Below are 17,128 nucleotides of genomic sequence, written 5' to 3' on the forward strand. Positions count from 1 at the left end.
CGGATGCAGAGTTCGATAGTCCGGCAGTGCCTGTTGCACCTGTCCGACGCGGAGATCGAAGCACTCCTGTTGTCGAGCGAGAAGTTACGCGAAACGATCCGGGTCACGGGCCACCGGCCGCGCGGCGCCACCATAGATGTCCGTGGCTTCCGGCAGTGGCTGAAGATTCCGGGGCAGTCCGACCGGTTGCTGAACGGCCTTCCGCAGTTGTACGCGTCCGAGATGGAGACGCGCTCGGTCGAGGGGGCGGCGATCGCGCACAGCGTCGGCGAACAGTCAGTGCTGTTTCTCGCCGCGCGGCAGGGCAATATCTCCGTTGACGAGTTCGTCGACCATCTCCGTCGCCTGCGCGAAGCGCCGAGCGGGGAGGTCGCGGATCCACCCGCCACCGCAGCCGAACTCTCCGAGCAGATCGAGGTTCTCCGGGCCACAGCGTCCGAGTTCGCGGCGCACCTGACCGCCATGGCCGGCCGCGTGCGCGACGGCATGCCGCTCGAGCTCTCACTCGCCGAACTCCAGTCCTGGAACGCGGCGGTAGAGGCGGTCGCCGCCACGCTGCGCGAGGTGGAGGGGAGCGAGGGGATCGCCGGATTCGAAGCGATGGATCACGCCGTCCGTACTGCGGCGGCGCGGGAGGCGGAGTTGGCGGCGGCGACGGAGCGTCGAGCCCAGCAGTGGGAACGGCTGGAGAACCTGCGTGGCGCGGCGCGCGGATTCGAGCCGCTGATCGGTGACGAGTTCTATCGGAACGCGCACGAGCGGGCCACCACCGAGATCCAGGCGCTCGAAGCGGAACTCGGCATCGAGCCGCCCGCACCAGCGGAGGCACCCGTGGCCGACGTGGAGACCGCGGCGGTGGCGGAACTCGACGACCTGGCGCCACCCCCCGCCGAATTCGACACCCCGGAGGTCGCCGAGGTGCGCGCGGACCTCGCCCCGGAACCTCAGCCCGTCGAAGGCGACGACCAGGACGGTCCGGCCGACGAGATCGCTTCATCGAGAACAGACAGCGTTGCACCGGCCGATGTGCTCGATGCCGAGCTGGCGCGGCATGTGGGGACAGGGAACTTCGCGGCCGCCTGGCTGATCGCCCAAGCAGGTGGCCTGCCGCCCCTCGATGTGGCGGCCTTCGAGCTGGCCGCGATGGCTTTCAACTCGGGCCCGGGCAGCATCGATTCGTCCGAGGCCCTGGTGGCCCTGACCAGTCTGCCGGACGGCGAATTCTCCTCCGCAGGCTTCGCTGCCGTCGCGCTCGCCGCCGCGCTGCGGGCAGCGCTGCTCGCCGGTTGGGTGCCCCGATCCGAGCTCGAGTCGGTGGTCAGGCAGGCGAATCCGGCACCGTCCTGGAAGGACCTGGTCGACGAGTCGATCCATGCGTGCGATCGGCATTACCAGCATGTCGTCGGCGTTCGCGGGCTCGTCGACTCTGCCGACGACGATGCACGCGAGCGGGCCCGCGCTCTGCGAACCCTGCTCGAGAACCGACAAATCGGATACCCGAGGGCCGATAAGGTTCTCAAAGTCCTGCTCTGGAGCTCCGAAGCGCTGGGGGCCGCGCTGGAGGCGGTGGTGATGGCGAGCGGCGGCGAGGCCCGCCGCGCCGCCCTCGCCGGTGCCCTGGCCCGGATCGGCAACGCGGACGACCTGATCGAGGAGGTCGACGCGCGAGTCAGCTCGCCGCAGCAGCTGCGTGCGAAGATCGTGGCGTGGGCGCGAAGTGCCTTGGTCCGGAGCATCGAGGATGTGTACCTCTGCGTCAACGAGGCGCTCGAAGCAGAGCTGCGGGCAGCAAGGGACAGCCGGCCCGGCGCCGCGCAGGAGTCCGGCCGGAAACTGGTCCTCGCCGCTCGGGCGGTGCGAACCGGTGCGGATGGAGGCAGCGTCGGCGAGCTCGCGCTCGGCAGACTGGTCGAGTGGATCCTGGCACCGGCCTCGCCGGAGGGCGTCCTGACCACCGCTGACCTGCTGGTGCAGGCGGCGTTGCCGGTAACTTCTGCCGAGCGCGGGCCTGCCGGTTTGCCGGTGCTGGCGGGGTGCGACGCGGAGCAGGTGGTCGCGGCGCTGCGGGAGCCCGCGCCCGACGCCGAGTTGTTCCAGGCCTACGCGGGCCGGGGCGACCTGTTCAGCGCGGGCGTGCTCGCGGTACGCAGCCCCGAGCTGGCGGACCAGTTCGCCGCGTGCCGGATCGACTGGGGGCACCGGCTCACCAGAGAGGTAACGGCGCTGCGCGCCGACCTCGGCCGCACCTACGTCGACGACACGTCCCAGGAGACGTTCTCGGATTTCGAAGCGCGGCTGGTGACGCCGGAGAACTACAGCGGAGACCGGTTCGACCTCGAGCTGGAGTCGCTGCAACAGATGCGGAACGAGCTGGCCGACCACCGGAGTGGAATCGCGCGGCGGCTCACCGCCGACGCGGCGGAGGTGGTTCAGGGCGCGGAGGAGCGGAAGCGAATAGCGGCGCTGATCGCGAACGAGGATTTCATCGGGGCGAACGAACTCCTGGCACTGGCCAGGATCGATCAGCCTTTGCCGCCGATCGGCGATCGTGACGATGCCGCCGGTGCGCATGTCTTCGACGCGTTCACGGCCGCGCTCGAACGCATCGAGCACGACCGGGCCGCCGGAATCAAGGACGTCGTCGCCCAGCTCACCGAGCACGGCATCCGCAAGCCGATCGCGAAGAGTGATCTCGACAGGCTCGAGGGCTGGAACCGTCTGCGCACACTGAACGTGCGGTCCGGCAAGCTGGCCACACAGACGATCAACTCGATCCTGCGCGCGCTCGGCATCGACGTGCGTGGCGACCTGAACGACTGCACGGCGCGCGGAGTGCGGCACTACCGTCTCTATAAGCTCGCCGCCACGCCGATCGACGGGTCGCTGGTGCCCGGTCTCGGCAGTCAGGCGACGCGCTACTCGGTCGCCGTCACCGCTGACGCGACGCAGCTCAAGCAGACGCTGACCTCCGCGTTCCCCGCGGGAAACGGGCCGAACCTGGTGCTGTTCGACGGGGTGCTCACGCGTGAGCAGCGCGACCAGTGCCTGGCAACGTGCCGGACGAAACAAATCAGCGCCATCGTCATCGATCACGCGGTGGCAGTCTTCGTCGCCTCCCGGTATCCGCAGTCGTTCCGAGCGGTACAGCAGTTGACGCTCCCGTTCACCTGCTTCGGACACTACACCGTGGTGGCGGGGAATGTGCCGGACGAGGTGTTCGTCGGCCGCGCCGAAGAGCTGAAGATGTTGGAGGCGCGGGACGGGAGCCTCTTCGTCTACGGCGGCAGGCAGCTGGGCAAATCGGCACTGCTGCGGAAGCTGCAACGCGACTTCAGCGCGGTACCCGATCAGCACGCCGTGTTCATCGACCTCAATTCGCACGGCATCGGCACATGGGCGGAGTCGGCGAAGCTGTGGCCGGTGCTCTTCGAGGAGCTGCGGGCGGCCGGTGGCATCGTCCCGAAGGGGCTCTCCGGGGTGCGACAGGCCGATCGCGTGGTTCGCGAGATCCGCGATTGGCTGAGGGGCAAGGAAACCCGCCGACTGCTGGTGCTGCTCGATGAAGCAGATGCTTTCCTGGACAAGGAATCGACCTCGCAGTTCGCCAATATCGGACCGCTCAAGCGCCTCTTCGACGACTCCGAAGGCCGGTTCAAGCCGGTCTTCGCCGGTTTGCACAAGGTGCAGCGCCTGCAGAACGTGTCCAATACCCCGCTCGCGCACGGCGGCCGGGACATCCTCATCGGCCCCCTCGAAGCGGCGCCCGCGCGCGACCTCGTGGTCCGGCCGCTCGAGGCGCTCGGCTACCGCTTCCAGAACGCGGAGTCGGTCTGGCGTCTGCTCGCCTTCACCAACCTGCAGGCAGGCCTGATCCAGATTGTCTGCACCGACCTGATCAAGCACCTGCAGTCGAGGGCACCGCGCCGAGGCGAGCCGTTGATCGTCATCCAGGACTCCGATGTGGATGTGGTGACGAAGAGCAAGGCCACCCGCGACCGGATCGCCGAGAAGCTGCGACTGACAATCGATCTGGATATCCGCTACCGGGTCATCGCGCTCACCGTCGCCGCGATCAGCATGGACGACCGCTTCCGCAGCCACTACTCCGCGAGCGAGATCCGGATCTGGTGCGAGTTGTACTGGGAGGCTGGTTTCGCCGACCTCACCAGCGCCCAGTTCGCCGTCTACCTGGACGAACTGGTGGGGCTCGGCGTCCTGATCCGCACCGCGGAGCAGTGCTACATGGTCCGGTCGCCGAACATCGTGACGATGCTGGGCAGCAAGATCCAGTTGATCACCGAACTCGAGGAGAGCAGGCAGTTCGAGCTGCCACACGAGTACAACCCGCGCTCGACCCGGAGAACGGTGCAGCAGAGCGCGACGGGGACGATTCGGAGTCCGCTCAGTGAGCACGACCTCGGCCTGCTCCTCCCGGTAAGCCATAAGTACGACTCGTCGAACTTCGTGGTCGTCGGCAGCGCCGCGCTCGGCATCGGGGACGTGCACACCGTGTTGCGCGCTGTCGCGGGCGAGCGGAACGTCGACCTGACGGTGCAGCAGGGGGTACCGCCGGACGTGCCCGCCCTGATTGAGGCTTTCCGATTCGCGGGCACGGGCACCAGTGCTCCGCGCGCGCTCGTCATCGACGCCTCGGGCGCCGATCAAGCATCGGCCTGCAGGCTCGCCGCCGGGTTGCGCGGCTTGGCCAAGCGCAGGCGCGGGCACCTGATCGCAGTCTTCGGTGCCGACGGGGTCACCGCGGCCCAGTCGCTCAGCGGATCCGGGCCGCGGTTCACGTCGATCCGGCTGGAACGGTGGTCGGGCGATGCCATCCGGGCGTGGCACGACAATCCGCTCAACACCCCGACCGAGCGCAAGAAGCTGCTTGGGGTCTCCAGCGGCTGGCCGCAGCTGGTCGAGCGCGCCGTCGTCGAGGTCTCCTCGACCGACCTCAGCCATGCTCAGGTGTGCGACATCCTCGCCGATTTCCCCGAGAGCCGCGACCGCGCGGAGGAGTTCCTGCGGGATGTGGGGGTACGCGACGACCAGCGAACCGTTCTCAGTCACTGGGCGCAGCTCGGGGACGACGCCCGGGCCCGCATCGAGGTCGTCGCCGCGGTCCTCGAACGCCCGGTGCAGGAGGTTCAGCGGGTCGCGCAGCGGCTGGAGGTCATCGAGGTGCTTGCCGAGCGGGACGGGGAGTATGCGATCGACCCCGTGGTGTACCGCGCGCTACGCCGTGCCGATGCCTGACGACGACTTCCGGGAGTACCTGAGGTTGCCGGGACCCGCGCGCTTCGTTCGCGCGGTGGCCGCCGATACCGTCGCGGGCAAGTCCGTCGTCGTTGTCTTCCCGGACGCGGCCGTGCGCAGCGGGCTGGCCGACGCGGTGTTGCTCGATCTGGAGGCGGAGATTCCGCGCGCCGCGTTCTGCGCGGAGACCGCCGCGCCGTTCCCGAGCCGGGTGCTCTCGACCTTCGGCGCCGATCCGGTGGCGGACCGTCACTACGAGGAGTGGGACACGGTGGCACGGTGGGAGCCGTGGCACGGTATGTGCGTGCTGTTGCCCGGCTGGGCGCATGCCGATGTGGGCACCGTCGTCGATCGGTGGCCCGCTCAGGTCATCGCCTGCGGGCTGCCCGAGCGGCAGCGTCCGAAGCTACTGGTCGGGGTGTCGCTCGCCGAACTCTCGCGGTCGGCTCTGGACCGGGTGGACCGGCTGACGACTACGGTGCGCTGGTGGTGGGGTGTAGTGGACCGGCTGGATACCGAGACGCACCTCGCCGCCACGAGCGGAACCGCCGAGCTGGGACCGGTCGCCGCAGCCGTCATCGCCGAACTGGCCGCGTGGGATCTGTCCTGCATCGATTTCCTGGTCGATGACTGGGACCGGACGACCGCGGGGCTCGCGAACTCGCTCGCGCGCTTCCGGTGCAACGGACGCACGGCGAGCGGGAACGGTGCCCCTGAACCCACACTCGATCGTCGAGTGCGTTCGACGGCGGTTCCACCCGCCGACGTCGAGGACGGCTGGCGTTCCGGGCGGGTGAATCGGTGGGGCCACACCGTCCGCCGCGCGCCCGCGGACCTCGGGCAGGCAGAGATTGATCAGCGCGTGTGGCTCGCCCACAATCGGACGCTGATCCCGCACGTGGACGACGAGCGTGCCTACTTCGAGAAGGCGATCCGCGGCCGGATCGGGGCTGCGGGGCTGGTCGATGTCATCGACAGCGCCGAGGTCATCGAGATCGGTACCCTCCGGTGGCTGGTGGACCAGGGCCGCGTCGACCTCGGCCGGTCACAGCGGGCCAGGCTGCAGACCTTCTCCCGGCTGCGAAACAAACTCGCGCACCGGGTGCCGGTCGACGACGACCTGCTACGGCAGGTGGCGCGGTACCTCGACTTCTGACCGAGTCCCGGTGTTCGCCAGGCTACGTACCTCGCCACACGGCTGATCGGCGGTACCATGCCCTCCTGGTAACTCAGCGGTAGCCGAGCGCGAGGAGAGCGCATGTGCACACGGGCGTTGTGGACGGCGAGCGAGCAGGGCGCACTGGTCGGGCGGAATATGGACTGGCCCGAGGAGATGGACACCAACCTCTGGGCGCTTCCCCGGGGCGTAGCCCGCATCGGGCACGGTAGCGACCCGAATCCGCTGCGGTGGACGGCGACCTACGGCAGCGTGGTCGCCACCGTGTGGGACGGCGCGAGCACCGACGGGATCAATGAGCGCGGGCTCGGCGCGCACGTGCTCTGGCTGGCCGAGTCCGACTTCGGCGAGCGTGCCCCGGATTTGCCCGCGCTCGCGGTCTCGCTCTGGGCGCAGTACTTCCTCGACCGCTGCGCCACGGTCGCCGAGTGCGTGCGGCTGCTGGCGGAGGAGCCCATGCAGGTGGTGCCGCTGGTCGAGCCGCGGTCAGGGCGGCTCGGCACCGTGCACCTCGCGCTGGACGACGCGAGCGGCGACTCGCTCGTCATCGAGCACCTGGACGGCAAGCCGGTGCTGCACCACGACCGCGCCTACACCGTGATGACCAACTCGCCGCCCTTCGACCAGCAGCTCGAGCTGCGCCGGCGCTACGCGGGCTTCGGCGGCGACCTGCCGCTGCCCGGCACCACCGAGGCGGCCGACCGCTTCGTCCGGGCCGGGTACTACCTGGACCGACTGCCCCCCGCGGGCACCCCCGGCCGCGCCTACGCCGCGCTGCTCAGCGTCATGCGCAATGCCGCGCAGCCGTTCGGCGAGCCGGACCCGGCGCGCCCCAACATCGCGGCCACCATCTGGCGCACCCTCGCCGACCTGGACCGCGGGGTCTACGCCTACGAGTCCTCGTTCAGCCCCGACATCATCTGGACCCGGCTCTCCGAGCTGGACTTCACCGAGTGCCGCAAGCTGACCGTCGAGCCGGGGCTGGTCGGCGACGTCAGCGGCGAGTACCGCCCCGCCGCCGAGCCGCAGTGGGTGCTCGGCTGATCAGCCCTCTTTCTCGGCCCAGTCCCACACCGGCTGCAGCGCCTCGGCGAGCCGCCGCCCGGTCGCGGGCGTGAGCTCGTAGCTGCCGCGCGTCCCGTGCTTGTCCACCAGCCCCGCGGCCTGCAGCTGCTGCAGCCGGGTGGAGAGCACGCTCGACGAGCAGTTCCCCATGCGTCTGCGCAGCTCCAGGAAGCCGAGCGGGCCCGGCTCCAGCTCCCACAGCACGCGCAGCATCCAGCGCTGACCGAGCAGGTCGATGGCGGCCAGGATGGCGGCGTGGTTTGCGCTTCGCATTTCGAAGCACCATAGTTGCTTCGAAATCCGAAGTGTGGAGGGTGGCGATGACGGAGCGCGTGGTGCTGGTGACCGGGGCGTCCAGGGGAATCGGCGCGGAGACCGCGCGGCAGGTCGGCCGGAGCGGGGCGCATGTGCTGGTGAACTACCGGGAGAAGCGGAAGCGCGCGGAGGCCGTGGTGGCCGAGATCTGCGCCGCGGGCGGCAGCGCGGCGGCCGAGGGGGCCGATCTGGCCGACCCCGCCGCGGTCGACGCGCTGCTCGCGCGGGTCGGGCGGCTGGACGGGCTGGTGCTGAATGCCTCCGGCGGGATGGAGCGCGGCGCCGATCCGGGCTACGCCATGCGGCTCAACCGGGATGCGCAGGTGCACCTGGCCACCGCGGCGCTGCCGCTCATGCCCGCGGGGTCCCGGATCGTCTTCGTGACCAGCCACCAGGCGCACTTCGCGCGCAGCGGGCGACCGCTGCCTGCGGACTACGCGCCGGTCGCGGCGAGCAAACGGGCGGGAGAGGACGCGCTGCGTGCGCTGATTCCGCGGTTCGCCGCGCGCGGGGTCGGGTTCACCGTGGTCTCCGGGGACATGATCGACGGCACCATCATCGTGCGGCTGCTCGAACGCCGCGACCCGGACGCCGTCGCCACCCGGCGCGCGGGCGGGCCGCTGCCCACCGTCGCGGAGTTCGGCGCCGCCGTCGCCGCCGCGCTGCGCGCCGAGCACCCCGACGGCCACACCGTCTACATCGGCGGCGCCGACTACCTCAGTGCGTCCCGGCCAGATTGAGGACCACGACGCCCGCCACCACCAGCGCAACGCCCGCGATCTTCGCCGCCGTGAGCGGCTCCTTCAGGAACAGGATGCCGATCCCGACGATCAGGATCGTGCCCACCCCCGACCACAGCGCGTACGCGATCCCCACCTGCATGTCCCGCGCGATGGCCTGGGAGAGCATGGCGAACGCGATCCCGTACCCGGTCAGCACCGCCACCGTCGGCCAGAGCCGGGTGAACCCCTCGGTGCTGCCGAGCAGGCTGGTGGCGAAGACCTCGGCGATAATCGCGCCTGCGAGGAAGAGGTAGGGGGTCACTGGCTCTCCTGGGGACGGATGGGGACGGGCGTGCAGGTCCATCGTCCGGGGCCGCGGGACCGGCGCGAGCGGTGGGGCTGCTCGCGCCGGTCGGTGTTCGCGTACTACTTGCTCGCGGTGAGGTCGTAGAGGGTGACTCCGTCGACCTCGGTGGCGGTGAAGTTCTGCTCCACCCAGGTGGCGATCCGGGAGCTGGCCGAGGTGGTGGAGCCGCCGGGGCCGCCCCGGCTGCCGCCGATGAAGTAGTGGATCTCGCCGTCGCGGACGTACTGCTGGAACTGTTCCAGCGTGGGGGAGGGGTCGCTGCCGTTGAAGCCGCCGATGGGCATGACCGGGAGTTCGGTGGCGAGCTGGAAGCCCGCGGCGCTGTTCGAGCCGACCGCGGCGGCGGCCCAGGTGTAGGTGTCGGCGTCGCTCTCCAGGAGGGCGACGACCTGCTGGGTTGGGGCGGAGCTGCCAAGGAGGCCGCCCATCATGCCGCCGCCGTCCGGGCGGGTGCCGTCGGTGCCGGTTGCCCCCGGTCCGCCGGTCACGGTGCCGGGGGCCGTCCCGCTGGGCGGCGTTCCGCCTGCGGTGCCACCCGGTGCGGTGCCACCCGGTGCAGTGCCGCCTGGGAAGGTGCCGCCCGGGGAGGTGCCGCCTGGGAAGGTGCCGTCCGGGGAGGTGCCGCCTGGGAAGGTGCCGCCCGGGGAGGTCCCATCCGGCGCCACGCCGAGGGTCGCACCGTCGGGCATGGCACCCGGGACGCCACCGTCCCGCCCGTCGCGCATGCCACCGGGTCCACCCGGCCCGCCCATCCCGCGGCCGACATTCGGCCCGGCCGAGGGGATCGAACCCGTGTGCGCGGACCCGATCGTCTGCACGCTGTAGGCGACCGGCCCGGCGAGCGCGACGAAGGCGGCGAGCAGGGCGGCGGCGACGGCGGCGCGGCGGGGGAGGGCGGCGAGCGCGAGCAGGGTCGCGGCGGCACCGGCGGCGAGCACGGCCCAGCGCAGCCAGGGCAGGAACTCGGCACTGCGGGAGAGCAGCATCCACGCGGTCGCGGTGGTCAGCGCGAGAGTGAGCGCGGTCGCGAACCGGACCCACCGCCGAGAACGGTTGCGCCAGGCCAGAACCGCCCCGATCCCGGCCAGCGCGGCAACCGCGGGCGCCAGCGCCACCGTGTAGTACTGGTGGAAGATCCCGGCCATGAAGCTGAACACCAGCCCGGTAACCAACAACCAGCTCCCCCACAGCAGCAGCGAGGCACGCTGTCGATCACCGCGAGCGGCCCTGCCGCGCAACACCACCCCGAAGACCAGCGCCACCAGGGCGGCCGGAACGAGCCAGGCGATCTGCCCACCCTGCGCCGCCTCGAACATCCGCCCGAGCCCGGTACTGCCCCACATCCCGTTCCCCCCGGCGGGCAGCTCCCCGCCGGGCCCGACGCTGCCGGTCTCTTCCCCGTTCAACCGGCCGAGCCCGTTGTACCCGAGCGTCAGCTCGAGGATCGAATTGTTCTGCGAGCCACCGATCCACGGCCGCGAATCCGCGGGCCACAACTCGACGGCGAGCAACCACCACCCCGCCGCGACCACCATGGCCGCACCCGCGGCGCACAGCTGCAACACCCGCTTGCCGAGCCGCGGCGGCCCCGCGAACAGGTAGACCAGAGCCAACCCGGGCACGACGAGCAGCACCTGCAACTGCTTGGCCAGGAAGCCGAACCCGATCAGCGCCCCGCACAGCACCAACCACCGGGTCCGCCCGTCCTCGACCGCCCGCACGAGGGCGTACGCGGCCGCCGCCATCAGGAACACCAGCAGCGCATCCGGATTGTTGAACCGGAACATGAGCACCGCCACCGGCGTCACCGCGAGCACGAGCCCCGCGATCAACCCGGCACCTGGCCCGAACACCCGGCGCACCGCCGCGTACACCACCGCGACCGTGGCCACCCCGAGCAGCACCTGCGGCACCAGAATGCTCCAGCTGTGCAGCCCGAACAGCCGCACCGAGAGCTCCATCAGCCACAGCGAGGCGGGCGGCTTGTCCACGGTGATCGAGTTGGCGGCATCCGAGGAGCCGAAGAAGAACGCGGTCCACGACTCCGAACCGGCCTGCACGGCCGCGGAGTAGAAGCTGTTGGCCCAGCCGTTGGCGCTCAGGTTGATCAGGTAGGCGACGAGGGTGCCGAGCAGCAGCGCGCCCAGTGCGGGCCGCTCCCAGCGGAGTTCGCGTTTCGGAACCGGTGGCGCGGCGACGGGCGGGGCGAGGGTGGCGGTCACAGGGTTCCTCCGGTGGTGGTCGGGCGGGCGCCCGCGTGGCGGAACACCCAGCGCAGGCCGACGAACCTGCTGAGCGTCGCGAGCAGGTTGGCCAGCACGAGGACGACGACTTCGAGCGCGATCGGGGCGCCGGGCGCCCCGTGGTGCAGGGCGAAGAGCGAGCCGCTGGTCAGCGCGAGGCCGAGCGCGAAGATCAGCAGCCCCTGGAACTGGTGCGCCGCCATGCCGGTGGAGCCGCGGACGCCGAAGGTCCAGGCGCGGTTGGCGGCGGTATTGCCGACGGCGGTGAGCAGCAGGGCGGCGAAGTTGGCGCCCTGCGGGCCGGTCACCGGCTGCAGCAGCAGGTAGAGGACCAGGTAGGCGGCGGTGCTGAGGACGCCGATCACGGCGAACCGCACCAGCTGGCCGACCATGCCGAGCGGCACCCCCGGCACCAGCGGCTCGCGCCCGATGGCGCGGCGCAGCTCCTCGACCGGGAGCGCGCCGGAGGCGAGGCCGCGGCCGACGCGCCAGACGCCGAGCAGGTCCTTGCGGGCGGTGTCGAGGATGTCGACCCGGGAATCGGGGTCGTCGATCCAGTCCACCGGGACCTCGTGGATGCGCAGCCCGGCGCGCTCGGCGAGCACAAGCAGCTCGGTGTCGAAGAACCACTCGCCGTCCTCGACCAGCGGCAGCAGCCTGCGCGCCACCTCGGTGCGCATGGCCTTGAAGCCGCACTGGGCGTCGGAGAAGCGGGTGCGCAGCGAGGTGCGCAGGATCAGGTTGTAGCAGCGGGAGATGACCTCGCGCTGGAGGCCGCGCACCACCCGGGACGCCCCGGCCAGCCGGGTGCCGATGGCCAGGTCGGAGTGGCCGGAGACCAGCGGGGCCACCAGGGGGAGCAGGGCGTTCAGGTCGGTGGAGAGGTCGACGTCCATGTAGGCGACCACGCGGGCGTCGGAGTTCTCCCACACCGTGCGCAGGGCGCGGCCGCGGCCCTTGCGGTCGAGGTGGGTGACGCGGACGCCGTCCAGGTCGCCCGCGAGCGCCTCGGCGACCGCGAGGGTGGCGTCGGTGCTGGCATTGTCGGCGATGGTGATGCGGGCCGGGAAGGGGAAGCCCGCGCGCAGGTGGGTGTGCAGGCGGCGGACGCAGCGGCCGAGGTCGGCTTCTTCGTTGTAGACGGGGATCACCACGTCGAGGACGGGCGGGTGCTCCGTGGTCGCGGTTCGGTCCGCCGGCAGCGCGACGGTCACGGTCTCGGTCATGGGGTCGAGACTCGTGGCCGCCGCTGCCACCCCGCTGGGGTGCGGCTGTGAGGTTCCTGCGAACGGTCAGCGCAGGCGGCGCACGTGCAGGACGCTGTCCGCGCGAGTACCGGGCCGGCCCTCCGGGCCGGGGGCGTCGCGCTCGATCAGCTCCGCGGTCACCACCTGCCAGTCGTCGCCGAGCGCCAACCCCTCCTGCACCTGCTCCAGCGTGGGGAACTCGTGCGCGAAGGGCGGTTCGTCCATCCAGCTCGGCCACCCCTGGTGCGAGCCGATCACCAGGGCGCCGCCGACGGCGACGGCAGCGGCGGCCTTGCGCAGGATGGCGTCGCGCTCACCGGGCTGCGCCACCTGGGAGTGCAGGAACTGCGCGGAGACCAGGTCGAACTGCCCGGCGGGGAAGTCGGTGTGCAGGTCGTGCGCGGCCCAGGTGATGCGGTCGCCGACGCCCGCGGCGGCGGCGTGCCCGGCGGCGCGGTCCAGCGCGACCTGGGAGACGTCGACCGCCGTCACCCGCCAGCCAAGCCCGGCCAGCCAGATGGCGTCACCGCCCTCCCCGGAGCCGAGGTCGAGCGCGGTACCCGGCGTCAGCTCGCCGGCCTCGCGCACCAGGATCGGGTTCGGGTTCCCGCTCCAGACCTGGTCGCGGTCGCGGTAGAAGGTGTCCCAGTGCTCCCGGGTGGAAATGTCGGCGGGCGGGGCGGCGTGGTGATCATGCATGGTCGCATGGTGCCGCCGGCCGCTCCGGTCCCGCCACTTTCCGTGCCGAACCAGCAAAAAGTTAGGCTGCGGGGATGACGCGCAGCACCCGGGTCGACGCCCGCACCGAACGCTGGCGGGCGCATCGGGTGCGCATGCGCGAGGAGTTCGTGGACGCGGCGATCCGCGCGCTGGACGCGCTCGGCCCCGGCGTCAGCATGGGCGACATCGCCCGCGAGGCAGGCGCCGCCAAGCCCAAGCTGTACCGGCACTTCGAGGACAAGACCGACCTCTACGACGCCGTCGTTGACCGGATGCGCGAGCTGCTCTGGACCAGGATCGCCGACGCCGCCGACCTCACCGCCGACCCGGTACGCGTGCTCATCGGGCGCTCCGTCACCGAGTACGTGCTGGTGGTCGACGAGCACCCGAACGTCTTCCGGTTCCTGCTGCACAGCCACTTCACCAGGAACGCGGGCGAGTCCGAGCGCGCGCTGCGCTCGGCCCGGCGCTCCGCGCGCTGGGCGGCCGAGCTGGTCGCCGCCGTGGTCGGCGATCCCGGGATCGACGTCTCCGGGCTGGAGCTGGTCAACTACTCGGTGTTCGGGGCGGTCGCCTCGGCCACCGACTGGTGGTTGGGGACGGATCGCGCCGAGCCCGCGCCCATGCCGGTCGAACGGTTCGTCGCCTACCTGGGCGCGATCGTCACATCGCTGGTCGAGGCGGGGTCGGGGTTGCACGGGATCGTGCTGGATCTCGAGGTTTCGCTGGCGCACGCGGTCGAACGCGGCTGAGCCGCGTCAGCGCTCGCCCCGGGCGGGCGCGCCGGGCGCAACCCCCAGCCGCCAGAGCGGCGACACCGGCCCGTGCCCGGCCCCGAGGTCGTAGGCCGCTTGCAGGCAGCGGCGGGTCCACTCCTTGCCGAACTCCACCGCCTCCGGCACCCCGTACCCGTGCGCCAGGGCGCAGGCGACCGCGGCCGCCAGCGTGTCCCCACCGCCGTGGTCGTTCCCGGTCGGGATCCGCGCCGCGCTGAACTCGTGGAACCGCTCCCCGTCGAAGAGCAGGTCCTTGCTGATCGCCGAGGAGCGCAGGTGCCCGCCCTTGACGATCGCCCAGCGCGGCCCGAGCGCGTGCAGCGCCTCGGCGGCCGCGCGGGCGGAGGCGTCGTCGACCACCTCGATGCCGGTGAGCAGCCGCACCTCGTCGAGGTTCGGGGTGACCAGGGTGGCGAGCGGGATCAGCGTGTGCCGCACGGCATCCAGCGCCTCGGCGTGCAGCAGCGGGTCGCCGTGCATGGAGGCGGCGACCGGGTCGACCACCAGCGGTACCGCCGCGTCCCGCCCGATCCCGACCTCGCGGCAGACCGCCGCCACCGCCTCGATGATCGCGGTGGAGGCGAGCATCCCGGTCTTCGCCGCGCCGACCCCGATATCGGCGACCACCGTGCGCACCTGCGCCGCGACCACCTCCGGCGGGATCTCGTGGAACCCGCTGACCCCCACCGTGTTCTGCACCGTCACCGCGGCCACCGCCACGCAGGCGTGCACCCCGCACAGCGCCATGGTCCTGGTGTCGGCCTGGATCCCGGCGCCGCCGCCGGAGTCGGTGCCCGCGATGGTGAGAACGCGGACCGGGGTCTGCCCGTCACCGGGCAAGGGCAGCATGTTCACGGGATGGAACCCTACGGGACGGCAACTAATGAAAACGGTTACCATTAAGGCATGACCATTCCCGTCACCGTCCTCTCCGGCTTCCTCGGCGCGGGCAAGACGACGCTGCTCAACCACATCCTGGCCAATCGCGAAGGCCGCCGCGTCGCTGTCGTGGTGAACGACATGAGCGAGATCAATATCGACGCCGCCGTGGTCCGCACCGACGAGCAGCTGGTCGAGCTGACCAACGGCTGCATCTGCTGCACCCTGCGTGAGGACCTGGTGACCGCGGTGGGCGAGCTGGCGCGGGCAGGCCGCTTCGACCAGGTGGTGATCGAGTCCACCGGCATCTCCGAGCCCATGCCGGTGGCGGCGAGCTTCGAGTGGGAGTTCGACGACGGCTTCCGCCTCGGTGAGCTGGCCCGGCTGGACACCATGGTCACCGTGGTCGACGCCTCCACCTTCCTGACCGAGGTCACCCGCGGCGACTCGCTGGCGGCGCGCGAGCTGCAGGCCGCCGACGGCGACGAGCGCGGCATCGCCGACCTGCTCGTCGACCAGGTGGAGTTCGCCGACGTCCTGGTCCTCGGCAAGACCGACCTGGTGAGCCCGGCCGTGGCGGGCGCGGTCGAGGCCACCGTGCGCAGGCTGAACCCGCGCGCCCGGCTCATCCGCGCCACGCACGGCGCCGTCGACCTGGCCGAGGTGCTCGACACCGGCCGCTACGACCCGATCGCCGCCGCCGAGACCGAAGGCTGGGCCGAGGAGCTCGCGGGCGGGCACACCCCGGAGACCGAGGAGTACGGCATCGGCAGCCTCACCTACCGCGCCGACCGCCCCTTCCACCCCGGCCGCCTCGCCGCTGCCCTGGAGCAGCTCGAGGGCATCCTGCGCAGCAAGGGCTTCTGCTGGATCGCGAGCCGCCCCGAGCTGGTCGCCCACTGGTCGCAGGCGGGCCCGAACCTGGTCTTCGAACCGGCCGGAACCAACCCGACCGGGCAGGAGCTCGTGCTGATCGGGATCCGGATCGACCGCCGGCGGCTGCGCGGGCTACTGGACGGCGCCCTGCTCACCGACGCGGAATTCCTGGCCGGGCCGGAGGCGTGGCGGCGCTACGCCGACCCGTTCCCGGAGTGGGACGTGGCGCACGCGCACTAGGCGACGAACCACCCGGTCGGCGAGAGCTCCGCACCCATCCGCGGCACGTACTGGTCGAAGTACACCTTGGAGATCAGCTCCCGGCGGGACCGCACATTGGCCTTGTCGAAGACCGACTTCAGGTGGTCCTGCACGGTGTAGGTGGAGAGGTGCAGCGTGCCCGCGATCTCCTTGGTGTCGACGCCCTGCAGCACCAGCTGCACCACGTCGCGCTCGCGCGGGGAGAGGCCGTAGGCGGCCACCACGATGGCGACGATCTCCGGCGGCCGCGCCTCCTCGATGGTGATCACCACCTCGCCCTGCTTGCCGTCGCGGGTGGTCAGCGGGCCCGCGTGCAGCACCAGCCACATGCCGGAGCCGGTGCGCAGCCTGCACCGGGGCGGGACGGTGGTCTCGCCGCGGCCGTAGCGCCGGGCGGCGCCGATCAGCGCGCCGATCGGGGCGAGCGGGTCGCCGCTGTTGGCGCCGGTGTCCAGGTCCGCGATGCGCTGCTCGGCGCCGAGGCTCATCTGCACGATCCGGTCGTCCGCGCCGACGATCACCACGGCGGGGCCGGTGACGGCGGCGGGCGGGCGCGCCTCGGCCAGCTGGGCCAGCATGCCGGTGCGCACCCCGTGCGCGAAGGGCGCCGCGAGCGAGGCGAGGAACTCGATCTCGGCGGCGTCGAAGGGCGCGTCCTCGTCACCGCGGAAGATCGCCATCGCGCCCCACACCTCGGTGCCGTCGCGGAAGGCGAGCCTGGCCTCGTCGGCGTAGCCGAAGCGCGGCTTCATGAAGGTGCTCATCCGGCCGGAGCGCTCGACCTCGCCGTTGGTCATCAGGTGCACGCCCGCCGCGGGGACGTCGGCGCGGGCCAGCTCGGTGAAGGCGGTCGGCTCGACGGTGCCGTACTCGATCAGCCCGAACTCGACGTCGTGGCTGTTCCTGGCGTGCAGGTCGCCGTATTTGCGGGCGCTGGTGAGCATGTGCGTCACCGGGTCGTGGGTGGCGATGCAGGCGCTCACCCACGGCACCGCCCGCGCCACCGAGGCGCTGGCCTCCGCGAGGAAGGTGTCCAGGTCGAGGCCGGCGCGCGCGACGACGTCCACATCCTGTCGAACGCGGGCGGCGGTGAGTCCTCTGGCCATGAAATCAGTGTGCGGCAGAGCTCCCACCTGCGCCATCCCAGAACTCTGGGGAGCGATACCCACCAGAACCCACGGGTCGGTTTTCCCCGGCGCGCCGGGATGTCCCGCGACCGGCGCGCGG

The 17,128-nt window shown here is 71.5% G+C and carries 13 protein-coding genes; 6 read left to right on the top strand and 7 right to left on the bottom strand.

Annotation, left to right across the window (positions count from 1 at the left end):
* Positions 1–3: 3 nt before the first annotated feature.
* The 3 genes from ACFUUZ_RS11275 to ACFUUZ_RS11285 all read left to right on the top strand — a co-directional run bounded on the left by ACFUUZ_RS11275 (position 4) and on the right by ACFUUZ_RS11285 (position 7,474).
* Positions 4–5,253, top strand: coding sequence for an ATP-binding protein (locus tag ACFUUZ_RS11275; RefSeq protein WP_378694958.1), 5,250 nt, complete (start codon positions 4–6; stop codon positions 5,251–5,253).
* Positions 5,246–6,409 carry a hypothetical protein gene (locus ACFUUZ_RS11280; RefSeq protein ID WP_378694960.1) on the top strand — a complete coding sequence of 388 codons (1,164 nt, stop codon included), beginning with the start codon at positions 5,246–5,248 and terminating at the stop codon, positions 6,407–6,409. The genes ACFUUZ_RS11275 and ACFUUZ_RS11280 overlap by 8 nt, the downstream gene beginning before the upstream one ends.
* A gap of 102 nt (positions 6,410–6,511) precedes the next feature.
* On the top strand, positions 6,512–7,474 hold the full coding sequence (locus tag ACFUUZ_RS11285) for a linear amide C-N hydrolase (protein WP_378694962.1): 963 nt from the start codon (positions 6,512–6,514) through the stop codon (positions 7,472–7,474).
* Here ACFUUZ_RS11285 and ACFUUZ_RS11290 read toward each other — a convergent pair whose 3' ends face one another.
* Positions 7,475–7,768 (bottom strand): winged helix-turn-helix transcriptional regulator, encoded by a 294-nt coding sequence (locus tag ACFUUZ_RS11290; protein WP_378694963.1) that lies wholly within the window; start codon positions 7,766–7,768, stop codon positions 7,475–7,477.
* A 47-nt stretch (positions 7,769–7,815) separates the two neighbouring features.
* Between ACFUUZ_RS11290 and ACFUUZ_RS11295 the strand changes: the two genes are divergently transcribed.
* Positions 7,816–8,550: an SDR family oxidoreductase gene (locus tag ACFUUZ_RS11295; RefSeq protein ID WP_378694965.1), complete on the top strand. Its 735-nt coding sequence runs from the start codon at positions 7,816–7,818 to the stop codon at positions 8,548–8,550.
* On the opposite strand, the gene ACFUUZ_RS11300 is transcribed toward ACFUUZ_RS11295, so the two are convergent.
* The 4 genes from ACFUUZ_RS11300 to ACFUUZ_RS11315 form a co-directional block, all read right to left on the bottom strand.
* A complete protein-coding gene (locus ACFUUZ_RS11300; RefSeq protein WP_378694967.1) occupies positions 8,528–8,854 on the bottom strand; it encodes a DMT family transporter in 327 nt (108 codons plus the stop codon). The genes ACFUUZ_RS11295 and ACFUUZ_RS11300 overlap by 23 nt on opposite strands.
* 104 nt (positions 8,855–8,958) lie before the next feature.
* Positions 8,959–11,121 carry a glycosyltransferase family 39 protein gene (locus ACFUUZ_RS11305; RefSeq protein ID WP_378694969.1) on the bottom strand — a complete coding sequence of 721 codons (2,163 nt, stop codon included), beginning with the start codon at positions 11,119–11,121 and terminating at the stop codon, positions 8,959–8,961.
* A complete protein-coding gene (locus ACFUUZ_RS11310) occupies positions 11,118–12,368 on the bottom strand; it encodes a glycosyltransferase (RefSeq protein WP_378694971.1) in 1,251 nt (416 codons plus the stop codon). Before ACFUUZ_RS11310 ends, ACFUUZ_RS11305 begins: the two co-directional genes overlap by 4 nt.
* Positions 12,369–12,434: 66 nt before the next feature.
* Complete coding sequence (locus ACFUUZ_RS11315; protein ID WP_378694973.1) at positions 12,435–13,088, bottom strand: class I SAM-dependent methyltransferase; 654 nt, start codon at positions 13,086–13,088, stop codon at positions 12,435–12,437.
* A 74-nt stretch (positions 13,089–13,162) separates the two neighbouring features.
* On the opposite strand from ACFUUZ_RS11315, the gene ACFUUZ_RS11320 reads away from it, so the two are divergent.
* Positions 13,163–13,861, top strand: a complete 699-nt coding sequence (locus ACFUUZ_RS11320; RefSeq protein ID WP_378694975.1) for a TetR/AcrR family transcriptional regulator — start codon at positions 13,163–13,165, stop codon at positions 13,859–13,861.
* Positions 13,862–13,867: 6 nt separating this feature from the next.
* Here ACFUUZ_RS11320 and thiD read toward each other — a convergent pair whose 3' ends face one another.
* Positions 13,868–14,740, bottom strand: coding sequence for a bifunctional hydroxymethylpyrimidine kinase/phosphomethylpyrimidine kinase (gene thiD, locus ACFUUZ_RS11325; protein ID WP_378694977.1), 873 nt, complete (start codon positions 14,738–14,740; stop codon positions 13,868–13,870).
* A 51-nt stretch (positions 14,741–14,791) separates the two neighbouring features.
* Between thiD and ACFUUZ_RS11330 the strand changes: the two genes are divergently transcribed.
* Entirely contained in the window at positions 14,792–15,880 is a 1,089-nt protein-coding gene (locus ACFUUZ_RS11330; protein WP_378694979.1) for a GTP-binding protein, read from the top strand.
* On the opposite strand, the gene ACFUUZ_RS11335 is transcribed toward ACFUUZ_RS11330, so the two are convergent.
* On the bottom strand, positions 15,877–17,007 hold the full coding sequence (locus tag ACFUUZ_RS11335) for a response regulator transcription factor (protein WP_378694981.1): 1,131 nt from the start codon (positions 17,005–17,007) through the stop codon (positions 15,877–15,879). The two genes, ACFUUZ_RS11330 and ACFUUZ_RS11335, sit on opposite strands and share 4 nt — an antisense overlap.
* Between the last annotated feature and the right edge of the window lie 121 nt (positions 17,008–17,128).

The organism is Nocardia sp. NPDC057353, assembly GCF_042667085.1.
In the GTDB taxonomy this organism is placed as follows: Bacteria; Actinomycetota; Actinomycetes; order Mycobacteriales; family Mycobacteriaceae; genus Nocardia.

What these genes read in the sequence shown, in the direction of transcription:
- ACFUUZ_RS11295 (WP_378694965.1), top strand. Translation starts at nt 7,816, where the DNA reads ATGACGGAGCGCGTGGTGCTGGTGACCGGGGCGTCCAGGGGAATCGGC.
- ACFUUZ_RS11335 (WP_378694981.1), bottom strand. Translation starts at nt 17,007, where the DNA reads ATGGCCAGAGGACTCACCGCCGCCCGCGTTCGACAGGATGTGGACGTC.
- ACFUUZ_RS11285 (WP_378694962.1), top strand. Translation starts at nt 6,512, where the DNA reads ATGTGCACACGGGCGTTGTGGACGGCGAGCGAGCAGGGCGCACTGGTC.
- ACFUUZ_RS11280 (WP_378694960.1), top strand. Translation starts at nt 5,246, where the DNA reads ATGCCTGACGACGACTTCCGGGAGTACCTGAGGTTGCCGGGACCCGCG.
- ACFUUZ_RS11320 (WP_378694975.1), top strand. Translation starts at nt 13,163, where the DNA reads ATGACGCGCAGCACCCGGGTCGACGCCCGCACCGAACGCTGGCGGGCG.
- ACFUUZ_RS11315 (WP_378694973.1), bottom strand. Translation starts at nt 13,088, where the DNA reads ATGCATGATCACCACGCCGCCCCGCCCGCCGACATTTCCACCCGGGAG.
- ACFUUZ_RS11290 (WP_378694963.1), bottom strand. Translation starts at nt 7,768, where the DNA reads ATGCGAAGCGCAAACCACGCCGCCATCCTGGCCGCCATCGACCTGCTC.
- ACFUUZ_RS11310 (WP_378694971.1), bottom strand. Translation starts at nt 12,368, where the DNA reads ATGACCGAGACCGTGACCGTCGCGCTGCCGGCGGACCGAACCGCGACC.
- ACFUUZ_RS11330 (WP_378694979.1), top strand. Translation starts at nt 14,792, where the DNA reads ATGACCATTCCCGTCACCGTCCTCTCCGGCTTCCTCGGCGCGGGCAAG.
- ACFUUZ_RS11275 (WP_378694958.1), top strand. Translation starts at nt 4, where the DNA reads ATGCAGAGTTCGATAGTCCGGCAGTGCCTGTTGCACCTGTCCGACGCG.